The organism is Pseudomonas putida (genome assembly GCF_028682475.1).
Classification (GTDB): Bacteria; Pseudomonadota; Gammaproteobacteria; order Pseudomonadales; family Pseudomonadaceae; genus Aquipseudomonas; species Aquipseudomonas putida_AG.
Map to the genome: position 1 here is coordinate 115,082 of NZ_JANHLE010000016.1, position 10,994 is coordinate 126,075.

The following is a 10,994-nucleotide window of genomic DNA, read 5'->3' on the forward strand; positions in this document are numbered from 1 at the left end:
CATGATCGTGGTAGAGCGACTGAGCAAACAGTTCAATGGCCAGACGGTACTCAACGACATCAGCCTGAAGGTCGAGGCCGGCGAAGTCATCGCCATCATCGGTCCCAGCGGCTCCGGCAAGACCACCTTCCTGCGTTGCCTGAACCTGCTGGAAACGCCGAGCAGCGGACGTATCCAGGTCGGTGACGTAACCATCGATGCCAACCTGCCCCTGGCCAAACAGCAAGGCCTGATCCGCAAGCTGCGCCAGCAGGTCGGTTTCGTGTTTCAGAACTTCAACCTGTTTCCCCACCGCACGGCACTGGAGAACGTCATCGAAGGGCCGTTGGTGGTCAAGAAGACCCCGCGCGAACAAGCCGTGGCGCTGGGCATGAAACTGCTGGCCAAGGTCGGCCTGGCGGGCAAGGAAGCGTCGTACCCGCGCAAGCTGTCCGGCGGCCAGCAGCAACGCGTGGCGATTGCCCGGGCCCTGGCCATGGAGCCTGAGGTGATTCTGTTCGACGAACCGACCTCGGCACTGGACCCTGAGCTGGTCGGTGAAGTGCTGGCGACCATCCGCGGCCTGGCCGAGGAAAAACGCACGATGATCATCGTCACCCATGAAATGAGCTTCGCCCGCGATGTGGCCAACCGGGTGATTTTTTTCGACAAGGGCGTGATTGTCGAACAAGGTGAAGCCCGCGCACTGTTCGCTCACCCCCGGGAAGAGCGAACCCGGCAGTTCCTCGGCAAATTCCTCGGTGTCCAGAACACCGGGTACTGAGTTCCCCGCCAGACCCCATCCGCAATCGCGCCCGCAGGTTTTCCCTGTGGGCGTAGTCCTGTTCCGAAGTTCTCCGCCAGCGGCCAGATGGCAGTGCGCGGGCTTGATCCTGCGCGCCTGCTGGCCAATAACCGCCAATCCTGCAGATGCTCATGCCAAGGATGCGCGCCATGCCCAATGTCAGCCAAGGACCCGAACTTTCTCCACCGACCCTCCCCGGCATCAATGCTGGCGGTATCGGATGCCACAGCGCCGCGCAATTACGTGCGCGCGTGCTTATTCAGCCCCCCATGGAAGCGGGCGATCTGCTGACCCTGTTCTGGGGTCAACGCTTTGTCGCCGCCCACACCCTGCAAGCCCATGAGCCGGATGACAGCATCGACCTGCGCATACCCGCCAGCTTGCTGCATAACGGTAACCACCGCCTGCATTACCGCCTGCTCAAGCCCGGCACCCAGCCGTTGCGCTCACCTGAGCGGCAGGTACTGGTGAAACTCGACTGCCCCGGAGGCAATGCCACACACGAACATTTGCAACCCTTGCAGTTGGCGAGCCGGGTACGTCGCGAAGGCCTGTTCATCGACACCCTGAGTAGCGACCTGCCCTGCACCCTGGCGCCTTACCGGAACATGGCCGAAGGTGACCGGATCACCTTGCGCTGGGGCGACCTGCGCGTGGATTTGCCTGGCGTCAGCAAGTGCCAGGTCGGCCAGCCGCTGCAGGCCAGGATCCCTCTGACATTGATCGAGGAAAACGGCCCCGACCGACACCTGGAACTGAGTTACTGCATTCTCGACCGGGTCGGCAACCGCTCGCAGTGGGCGCCTGCAGTACACCTGAGAGTGTTTGCCAGGCGACCATCGAGTACTTCTATCTATATTCCAACAAGTTAGTTTATTAAATTTTTATACAGCATTAGGGTATATGAACCGGACCACCGGACCAGCGCATTTCAGTCGGCGCAGCCCGCGCCGACCTTTCCAATACGTGAGGTAAGGTTATGGTCAGGAACACAATCACCCCAGTGCGTAACGCCAGGGCATTGAGTGCAGCCAGGGAGCGGCACTGATGTCCAGTCTGGCAGATACCAACGTCCACAGTGATCTGGACAGCGCCCCGCTGCTGTTGCCGGCCAAGGTCCTGCGCAGCGACGCCGAGGCCCTGCAGGCCGCCCGTGAGCTGGCCGAAGTTGCCCGCCAGCAGGCCGCCCGACGCGACCAGCAACGCAAGCTGCCCTGGGCAGAAATCGAACAGTTCACCCGCAGCGGCCTCGGCAGCATTTCCATTCCCCGCGCCTACGGCGGCGCGCAGGTGTCGTTTGTCACCATCGCCGAAGTGTTTCGCATCATCAGCGCCGCCGACCCGGCGCTGGGGCAAATCCCGCAGAACCAGTTCGGCATCCTGCAGTTGCTCAAAGGCACTGCCAGTGAACGGCAGAAGGACCTGCTGTTCAAATCGGTGCTCGACGGCTGGCGGATCGGCAATGCCGGCCCCGAACGCGGCAGCAAGCACACCCTGGAACTCAAGGCACGGATCACACGCGAGGGCGACCACTATGTGCTCAGCGGCCAGAAGTTCTATTCCACCGGGGCGCTGTTCGCCCATTGGGTAGCAGTCAAAGCGTTGAACGATGAAGGCCGTCAGGTCATGGCCTTTGTCCGCCGCGGCACGCCAGGGCTGCGCATCGTCGATGACTGGTCCGGCTTCGGTCAGCGCACCACCGCCAGCGGTACCGTGCTGCTGGATCGGGTTCAGGTCGACGCGGAGCTGGTGATCGACAACTGGCGCCAGAACGAGGTGCCGAACATCCAGGGCGCCGCCTCGCAATTGATCCAGGCGGCCATCGATGCCGGTATCGCCGAAGCGGCGGTCGCCGATGCCATCGCCTTCGTACGGGAAAAGTCGAGACCATGGATCGATGCCAAGGTCGAACGCGCCAGCGATGACCTTTACGTAATCGCCGACATCGGTCGCCTGCAGCTTGAACTGCATGCCGCCCAGGCCTTGTTGAGCAAGGCGGCGCGCACCCTCGATGAAGTCAACGCCGCGCCCGTGGACGACGCCTCGGCAGCCCGGGCCTCGATTGCCGTGGCCGAAGCCAAGGTGCTGACCACCGAGATCGCCCTGCAGGCCAGCGAGAAGCTCTTCGAACTGGCCGGCAGCCGCGCCACCCTCGCCGAGTTCAACCTCGACCGGCACTGGCGCAACGCCCGCGTCCACACACTCCACGACCCGGTGCGCTGGAAATACCACGCCGTCGGCGCCTATCACCTCAACGGTACCTTGCCTGCCCGGCATTCCTGGATCTGACCAGACCACTGGAGCCTATTTATGAGCCTTCTGCCGCAACCGCACGAAAACGTCGCGGTCATCCACACTGACGCCCAGGCTTTGCAGATTGCCGAAGAACTGGCGGGCGAGCTGCGCCGCGACAGCATCCTGCGCGACCGCGAACGTCGTTTGCCACACCCGGAACTGACGCTGTTTTCGCACTCCGGCCTGTGGGCCATCAGTGTCCCCAAAGCCTTTGGTGGTGCAGGGGTCTCCAACGTCACCCTGGCCAAAGTGATCGCGCGCATCGCCCAGGCCGATGCCTCCCTGGGCCAGATTCCGCAGAACCATTTCTATGCCCTGGAAGTGCTGCGGGTAAATGGCAGCCCGCAACAACAGCAGCGCCTGTACGCCGAAGTACTGGCCGGCAAACGCTTCGGCAACGCTCTGGCGGAACTTGGGACGAAAACCGCCCTCGACCGCACCACGGCACTGAGCCGTGACGGTGACGCCTACCGCATCAACGGGCGCAAGTTCTACGCCACCGGCGCCCTTTATGCCCAGCGCATTCCCACTTCGGTGGTCGATGAGCAGGGTGTACAGCAGCTGGTGTTTGTCCCCGCCGACAGCGCCGGGCTGCAGGTGATCGACGACTGGAGCGGCTTCGGCCAGCGCACCACCGGCAGCGGCTCGGTGCTGTTCGACGATGTCCGCGTTGCCGCCGATGACGTGGTGCCCTTCCAGAGTGCCTTCGAACGGCCGACCACGGTCGGCCCGCTGGCGCAGATTCTTCATGCTGCAATCGACACCGGCATTGCCCGCGCCGCCTACGAAGATGCCCTGCAGTTCGTGCGCACCCGCAGCCGGCCGTGGATCGATTCCGGCATCGACAAAGCCAGCGACGATCCGCTGACGCTGAAGTCCTTCGGTCACCTGGCGATCCGTCTGCATGCTGCCGAGGCCCTGCTTGAGCGCGCCGGCGAGTACCTCGACCAGGCCCAGGCCGAACCCAACGCCAGCACCGTGGCCGCCGCCTCGATCGCCGTGGCCGAAGCCCGGGCAATCAGCACAGAAATTTCCCTGTCCGCCGGCAGCACCCTGTTCGAACTGGCCGGCAGCCAGGCCACCCTTGCCGAACATGGCCTCGATCGCCACTGGCGCAACGCCCGCGTGCATACCCTGCACGACCCGGTGCGCTGGAAGTACCACGCCATCGGCAACTACTACCTCAACGATGAGAACCCACCGCTGCGGGGGACCATCTGATGGCCAAAAAGAAAATCCTCCTCAATGCCTTCAACATGAACTGCATTGGCCACATCAACCACGGCCTGTGGACTCACCCGCGGGACACCTCGACCCAGTACAAGACCCTGGAGTACTGGACCGAACTGGCCCGGCTGCTTGAGCGCGGGCTATTCGACGGGCTGTTCATCGCCGATATCGTCGGGGTCTACGACGTCTACCAGAACAAGGTCGACGTACCGCTCAAGGAGTCGATCCAACTGCCGGTCAACGACCCGTTGCTGCTGGTATCGGCCATGGCTGCGGTGACCCGGCATCTGGGCTTCGGCCTGACCGCCAACCTGACTTACGAGCCGCCCTATCTGTTCGCCCGCAAGCTCTCGACCCTCGATCACCTGAGCCGTGGCCGGGTGGGCTGGAACATCGTCACCGGCTATCTGGACAGTGCCGCGCGGGCCATGGGCCTTGAACAGCAGGCTGAACACGACCGCCGCTACGATCAGGCCGACGAATACATGCAGGTGCTGTACAAACTGCTGGAAGGCAGCTGGGAAGACGGCGCAGTCACCAACGACCGCCAGCAGCGGGTCTACGCGCGCCCGGACAAAGTGCACAAGGTGCAGCACCAGGGCGAGTTCTACCGGGTCGAAGGCTATCACCTGTGCGAACCCTCGCCGCAACGTACCCCGGTGCTGTTCCAGGCCGGCAGCTCCGAGCGCGGCCTGGGCTTTGCCGGCAACCATGCCGAGTGTGTGTTCATCAGCGGCCAGACCAAGGCCGGTACCCGTGCCCAGGTCGACAAGGTCCGCGCCGCTGCCGTCGCCGCCGGCCGTGATCCCGAGGCGATCAAGGTATTCATGGGCCTGACCGTGATCGTCGCGCGTACCGAGGAACAAGCCTGGGCCAAGCACGCCGAGTATCTGCGTTACGCCAGTGCCGAAGCGGGGGTTGCACACTTCGCCAGCTCCACCGGTATCGACTTCTCTACCTACGCACTGGACGAACCGATCCAGTACGTCAAAAGCAACGCCATCCAGTCGGCGACCAAGACCCTGCAGAACAACGACTGGACCCGGCGCAAGCTGCTCGACCAGCACGCCCTCGGCGGGCGCTACATCACCCTGGTCGGCTCGCCCACCCAGGTCGCCGACGAACTGGAAAGCTGGATCGCCGAAACCGGCCTGGACGGCTTCAACCTGACCCGCACCGTGACCCCGGAAAGCTATGTCGACTTCATCGACCTGGTGATCCCCGAGCTACAGCGCCGCGGCTCGTACAAGACCGCCTACGAACACGGCACCCTGCGCGAAAAACTCTTCGCCAGTGACCAGCCCCTGCTGCCCGCCGAGCATCCCGGCGCCAGCTATCGCCACACCCCCCCGAGCGGAGCGCTACAGCATGCTTAAGACCTTCCTTGCCCGCCCCGTCGCGGCCCTGGCCCTGACCCTTGGCCTGTTTTCCACCACCCAGGCCGCCGATGCGTTAAAAGTCGGCACCACCGCAGCCTTCGCCATCCCGCTGGAAGCGGCAGTCAGCGAGGCGAAAAAACAGGGGCTGGACGTCGAACTGATCGAGTTCAGCGACTGGATCGCGCCCAACGTCAGCCTGGCCAGCGGCGATATCGACGTGAACTACTTCCAGCACATCCCGTTCCTGGAAAACGCCAAGGCGGCGGCCGGCTTTGATCTGGTGCCCTATGCCTCGGGGATCATCAACAACGTCGGCCTGTACTCGAAAAAGTACAAAAGCTTTGATGAGTTGCCGCAAGGCACCAGCGTGGCCATCGCCAATGACCCGATCAACAGCGGCCGCGGCCTGCAGCTGCTGGCCAAGGCCGGTTTGATCACGCTCAAACCCGGCGTCGGCTACAAGGCCAGCGAAGAAGACATCATCGCCAATCCCAAGCAGCTGAAGATCCTTCAGGTCGAAGCCGTGCAACTGGTGCGCGCCTATGACGATGCCGATCTGGTCCAGGGTTATCCGGCCTATATCCGCCTGGCCAACACCTTCGATGCCACCTCGGCCTTGCTGTTCGATGGCCTCGATCACAAGGAATACGTGATCCAGTTCGTTATCCGCCCGCAGAACAAGGACGATCCGCGCCTGGCCAGGTTCATCGACATCTACCAGCACTCGCCAGCCGTGCGTGCCGCGCTCGACAAAGCCCACGGCAAACTTTACCAACCGGGCTGGGAGAGCTGAAATGAGCGCCGCCACCGCCCTCCTGGCGCCAGAGGAGCCGTCCTTTGCGCCGCTGCAGCAGGCCCGGCAACGGGCCCTGCACCCTGAGCTAAGCAGTGCCCATGTACGCTTCATCGGCCTGGGCAAGACCTACCCGGGGCAAACCGCTCCGGCGCTGGAAGCCATCGACCTGAACATTCAGCGCGGTGAGATCTTCGGCATCATCGGCCGCAGCGGCGCGGGCAAGTCGTCGCTGATCCGCACCATCAATCGCCTTGAGCAGCCCAGTGCTGGTCGGGTGCTGATCGATCAGGTCGACATCGGCGAGTTCGATGAAGACCGCCTGGTACGCCTGCGTCGGCGCATCGGCATGATTTTCCAGCACTTCAACCTGATGTCGGCCAAGACCGTGTGGCAGAACGTCGAGTTGCCTCTCAAGGTCGCCGGCGTGCCCAAGGCTCAGCGCCAGCGTAAGGTTGCCGAGCTACTGGAGCTGGTCGGTCTTGAGCAAAAACACCACGCCTATCCCGCGCAATTGTCGGGCGGGCAGAAGCAGCGCGTCGGCATCGCCCGGGCACTGGTTCACGACCCGGACATTCTCCTCTGCGATGAAGCAACCTCAGCCCTCGACCCGGAAACTACCGCGTCAATCCTTGAGCTGCTGCGCGACATCAATCAGCGCCTGGGCCTGACCATCGTGCTGATTACCCACGAAATGGCGGTGATCCGCGATATCTGCCAGCGGGTGGTGGTGCTCGAACGCGGACGCATCGTTGAGCAAGGCGCGGTCTGGCAGGTGTTCGGCAATCCCCGGCACGAGGTCAGCAAAACCTTGCTCGCGCCCTTGCAAGCCGCCGTGCCGGCCGCCTTGCAGGCACGCCTGCAGCCCCAGCCGGGCAGTGCCGAAGCGGCGCTGGTGCTGAACCTGAAAGTCAGCGGCACTGTGCGTCAGGCACCGGAGTTATCCACATTGTTCGCCAGCCTCGGTGGCCGGATCAGCCTGTTGCAAGGCGGTATCGAGCAGATCCAGGGGCGACCGCTGGGGCAATTGCTGCTGTCGGTGGCGAACTCGCCGCACAGCCATGAGCAGGTCATCGAACGTGCCCGGCAGTGGGCCACGCAGGTAGAGGTACTGGGTTATGTGGACTGATCGCTTGCTCCAGGGCGTACTCGATACCTTGCTGATGGTCGGCGTGTCGTCACTGATCGCCTTGCTCGCCGGGATACCGTTGGCGGTGATTCTGGTCACCAGCGGCAAAGGCGGGATTTTCGAGGCGCCAACCCTGGACCGGGTGCTCGGGGCCTTCGTCAACCTGTTCCGCTCGATTCCGTTCCTGATCCTGATGGTCGCGCTGATCCCCTTCACCCGCCTGATTGTCGGCACCACCTATGGGGTCTGGGCTGCGGTGGTGCCACTGACCATCGCCGCCACACCGTTCTTTGCGCGAATCGCCGAAGTCAGCCTGCGTGAGGTCGACCATGGCCTGATCGAAGCGGCCCAGGCCATGGGTTGCCGACGCTGGCACATCGTCTGGCACGTGCTGCTGCCCGAGGCCCTGCCGGGCATCGTCGGCGGCTTCACCATCACCCTGGTGACCATGATCAACTCCTCGGCCATGGCTGGAGCCATCGGCGCTGGCGGCCTGGGCGATATCGCCTACCGCTACGGCTACCAGCGTTTCGACAGCCAGATCATGCTCACCGTGATCGTCATGCTGGTGGTGCTGGTGGCCTTGATCCAGCTCGGCGGTGACCGGCTGGCCAAAGGCCTGAACAAACGCTGACCCAGACTGCTGTTTATTGAATCTGCTCAGGGGTGACAATCACCCAGTTCTTGTCCGCCGTTACCGGCAAGCCCTCTTTGGCCTGGGCCGCCGCGTTCTGGGCGATCATGCCGTTGAGCTGGTCCATGTACTTGGCTTTACGGTTTATCCACAGGTGGATGCCGCCCTTGCCGACATCGACACTGTGGAACTGCATATAGCCGTCACTGGTGGGGGTATCGCCACCGACCAGTACCGGCTTCTTCCATTGATCGATGTAGGTCAGGATCGCCGCCTGCTTGCCCGCCATCCAGGTGGCCGGGGTCCACAGGTAAGGCGTCAGCTCCAGCCCCAGGTTGGCCTGCGGGTCATAGTTGCCAGCGCCGATCTGTTTGCGCGCGGTGGTCAGCGCGCCATTCTCGCGGTCCTTGAGCAGCAGGCTGACACCAATGACATTCTGCGGTTTGACGTTGTAGCCGTATTTGGGATCGGAGGCGACCATGCGCACCAGCTCTTCGGAGGCGGCGGTCATCACATACACCTCGATGCCGTTGGCCATCAGCTTGTTGAACAGCTCGGTCTGGCCAGTGAAGATCTTCGGCGGCTGCACCTCGATGCTCTTGACCTGATCGCCTTCGTAGTAGGTGCTGGGGACCGGTTTGCCCGAAGCCATCAGCTCATCGACATAGCCCTTGAGCTCCTTGAGGGTGAAGCCGGAAAACACCTGGGCAACCCAGGGATAGCAGACCATGTCATCGATTTCGCACAGCCGGTAGTAGTAGCTGAACAGGCTTTCCTTGTGTTCGGCAGTGTCTTTGAACGGCATCAGCTTCAACGACGGATCGAGTTTTTCCCGGCTGAGCAGTCCTTTGTTTTCCATGAACGGCAACAACGACTCTTCGAGGTCGAAGCGGTAGCTGGTGTTGTCCATGTCGAACACCGCGTAGTTACCCTGGTTGGCATTGGCCGCGATCATCGTGTCCAGCTGCCTGGCTGCATAAGCAGGCCAATGCTTGAGTTCGCTGGCCCAGGTTTGACCGGCCAGCAGCAGTGCCAGACCGGCAGCAAGAACTTTCGGAGCAGACGTCATGTGCATTTCTCCAGAAAAGAGGCTCACCAACGCTAGCCAAAGTAAAGGGCCCGGCACGACCTGACAGCGACGCCAACGAACGCCTCCGCGTCGTCGTACATGCCATTTGCGACATACCTATATTCCAAAAACGACTATACAAATTACCTTTTGATATAAATTCGTTGGTTTTCATGCTGTTAGCATTTCTGTTCGCAATCGCACACAGAGGCGATGCCCCGCCTTTTCTCTGGAGCTTCAATGAATCTGCCGCTGTCACTCAATCTGCTGGCGTTCCTGGCATTGCTGCTAGGCCTGGCACAAACCCGTCATGGCAACTGGAGCCTGGCCAAGAAAGTCCTGGTCGGTCTGGTCCTCGGCGTGCTGTTCGGGGCTGCCCTGCATGCCATCTATGGCGCTGGCAACCCGATCCTCAAGGCCACCATCAGCTGGCTCGATCTGGTCGGCAACGGCTATGTGCAGTTGCTGCAGATGATCGTCATGCCGCTGATCTTCGCCTCGATCCTCAGCGCCGTGGCCCGCCTGCACAACGCCTCGTCGCTGGGCAAGATCAGCTTCCTGACCATCGGCACCCTGCTGTTCACCACGGCGATTGCCGCGCTGATCGGTATCGTCCTGACCAACCTGTTCGGCCTGACCGCCGAAGGCCTGGTTGCCGGTACCGCCGAAACCGCACGGATGCAGGCGATCCAGAGTGACTACGTGGGCAAGGTCGCCGAGCTGAATATCCCGCAGCTGCTGCTGTCGTTCATCCCCAGCAACCCGGTAGGCGACCTGGCCCGGGCCAAGCCGACCTCGATCATCAGTGTGGTGATCTTTGCCGTGTTCCTCGGCATGGCTGCCCTGCAACTGCTCAAGGATGATGCGGAAAAGGGCAATCGCGCCCTGGCTGCCATCGACACCCTGCAAGCCTGGGTAATGCGCCTGGTGCGCCTGGTGATGAAGCTCACCCCGTATGGCGTGCTGGCGTTGATGACCAAGGTGGTGGCCAGTTCGAACCTGGACGACATCCTCAAGCTCGGCAGCTTTGTCGTGGTTTCTTACATCGGCCTGGGGCTGATGTTTGTGGTGCATGGCGTGTTGCTGGCGATCAGCGGCGTCAACCCGCTGCGCTTCTTCCGCAAGGTCTGGCCGGTACTGACCTTTGCCTTCACCAGCCGCTCCAGTGCCGCCAGCATTCCGCTGAGCATCGAGGCACAAACCCTGCGCCTGGGCATTCCGCAGTCGATCGCCAGCTTTGCCGCTTCGTTCGGTGCGACCATCGGTCAGAACGGTTGTGCCGGTCTGTACCCGGCAATGTTGGCGGTGATGGTGGCTCCGGCTGTTGGCATCAACCCGCTGGATCCGCTGTGGATTGCCACACTGGTAGCTATCGTGACCCTGAGTTCTGCGGGTGTCGCCGGAGTCGGTGGCGGTGCGACCTTCGCCGCGCTGATCGTGCTGCCGGCCATGGGCTTGCCGGTGGAGCTGGTGGCGTTGCTGATCTCGGTTGAACCGCTGATCGACATGGGCCGTACGGCGTTGAACGTGAACGGTTCGATGACGGCGGGGGCGATTACCAGCCAGATGCTCAAGCAGACGGACAAGTCAGTGCTTGAGACTCAGGAGCATGCGCAACTGACGCACTCCTGACAGTCTCATCGCGGGGCAAGCCCGCTCCCACAGTGTGGATTGAACACCC

General features: G+C 62.5%; 10 protein-coding genes. 9 read left to right on the forward strand and 1 reads right to left on the reverse strand.

The window, feature by feature from the left end; all coding sequences use genetic code 11:
• Position 1: 1 nt before the first annotated feature.
• The 8 genes from tcyN (at position 2) to NPS47_RS15295 (ending at position 8,244) form a co-directional block, all read left to right on the forward strand.
• Complete coding sequence (tcyN, locus tag NPS47_RS15260) at positions 2–763, forward strand: L-cystine ABC transporter ATP-binding protein TcyN (protein WP_274295698.1); 762 nt, start codon at positions 2–4, stop codon at positions 761–763.
• Between the two features lie 170 nt (positions 764–933).
• Entirely contained in the window at positions 934–1,656 is a 723-nt protein-coding gene (locus NPS47_RS15265) for a hypothetical protein (RefSeq protein ID WP_274295699.1), read from the forward strand.
• Between the two features lie 175 nt (positions 1,657–1,831).
• The gene (locus NPS47_RS15270) at positions 1,832–3,073 is read left to right on the forward strand and encodes an SfnB family sulfur acquisition oxidoreductase (protein WP_274295700.1); all 1,242 of its coding nucleotides are present in this window, start codon (positions 1,832–1,834) and stop codon (positions 3,071–3,073) included.
• A 21-nt stretch (positions 3,074–3,094) separates the two neighbouring features.
• Positions 3,095–4,300: an SfnB family sulfur acquisition oxidoreductase gene (locus NPS47_RS15275; protein WP_274295701.1), complete on the forward strand. Its 1,206-nt coding sequence runs from the start codon at positions 3,095–3,097 to the stop codon at positions 4,298–4,300.
• Positions 4,300–5,685 (forward strand): LLM class flavin-dependent oxidoreductase, encoded by a 1,386-nt coding sequence (locus NPS47_RS15280; protein ID WP_274295702.1) that lies wholly within the window; start codon positions 4,300–4,302, stop codon positions 5,683–5,685. The genes NPS47_RS15275 and NPS47_RS15280 overlap by 1 nt, the downstream gene beginning before the upstream one ends.
• Positions 5,678–6,481 carry a MetQ/NlpA family ABC transporter substrate-binding protein gene (locus NPS47_RS15285; protein WP_274295703.1) on the forward strand — a complete coding sequence of 268 codons (804 nt, stop codon included), beginning with the start codon at positions 5,678–5,680 and terminating at the stop codon, positions 6,479–6,481. Before NPS47_RS15280 ends, NPS47_RS15285 begins: the two co-directional genes overlap by 8 nt.
• A 1-nt stretch (position 6,482) precedes the next feature.
• Positions 6,483–7,610, forward strand: coding sequence for a methionine ABC transporter ATP-binding protein (locus tag NPS47_RS15290; RefSeq protein WP_274295704.1), 1,128 nt, complete (start codon positions 6,483–6,485; stop codon positions 7,608–7,610).
• Positions 7,600–8,244 carry a methionine ABC transporter permease gene (locus NPS47_RS15295; protein WP_274295705.1) on the forward strand — a complete coding sequence of 215 codons (645 nt, stop codon included), beginning with the start codon at positions 7,600–7,602 and terminating at the stop codon, positions 8,242–8,244. The genes NPS47_RS15290 and NPS47_RS15295 overlap by 11 nt, the downstream gene beginning before the upstream one ends.
• Before the next feature lie 13 nt (positions 8,245–8,257).
• Here NPS47_RS15295 and NPS47_RS15300 read toward each other — a convergent pair whose 3' ends face one another.
• Positions 8,258–9,313, reverse strand: coding sequence for a haloacid dehalogenase-like hydrolase (locus tag NPS47_RS15300; RefSeq protein ID WP_274295706.1), 1,056 nt, complete (start codon positions 9,311–9,313; stop codon positions 8,258–8,260).
• A gap of 240 nt (positions 9,314–9,553) precedes the next feature.
• Here NPS47_RS15300 and NPS47_RS15305 point away from each other — a divergent pair, with 240 nt between their 5' ends.
• Positions 9,554–10,945, forward strand: coding sequence for an L-cystine transporter (locus NPS47_RS15305; RefSeq protein WP_274295707.1), 1,392 nt, complete (start codon positions 9,554–9,556; stop codon positions 10,943–10,945).
• Positions 10,946–10,994: the final 49 nt, after the last annotated feature.

Coding starts and splice junctions, on each gene's coding strand:
- tcyN (WP_274295698.1), top strand. CDS start 2: ATGATCGTGGTAGAGCGACTGAGCAAACAGTTCAATGGCCAGACGGTA.
- NPS47_RS15265 (WP_274295699.1), top strand. CDS start 934: ATGCCCAATGTCAGCCAAGGACCCGAACTTTCTCCACCGACCCTCCCC.
- NPS47_RS15270 (WP_274295700.1), top strand. CDS start 1,832: ATGTCCAGTCTGGCAGATACCAACGTCCACAGTGATCTGGACAGCGCC.
- NPS47_RS15275 (WP_274295701.1), top strand. CDS start 3,095: ATGAGCCTTCTGCCGCAACCGCACGAAAACGTCGCGGTCATCCACACT.
- NPS47_RS15280 (WP_274295702.1), top strand. CDS start 4,300: ATGGCCAAAAAGAAAATCCTCCTCAATGCCTTCAACATGAACTGCATT.
- NPS47_RS15285 (WP_274295703.1), top strand. CDS start 5,678: ATGCTTAAGACCTTCCTTGCCCGCCCCGTCGCGGCCCTGGCCCTGACC.
- NPS47_RS15290 (WP_274295704.1), top strand. CDS start 6,483: ATGAGCGCCGCCACCGCCCTCCTGGCGCCAGAGGAGCCGTCCTTTGCG.
- NPS47_RS15295 (WP_274295705.1), top strand. CDS start 7,600: ATGTGGACTGATCGCTTGCTCCAGGGCGTACTCGATACCTTGCTGATG.
- NPS47_RS15300 (WP_274295706.1), bottom strand. CDS start 9,313: ATGACGTCTGCTCCGAAAGTTCTTGCTGCCGGTCTGGCACTGCTGCTG.
- NPS47_RS15305 (WP_274295707.1), top strand. CDS start 9,554: ATGAATCTGCCGCTGTCACTCAATCTGCTGGCGTTCCTGGCATTGCTG.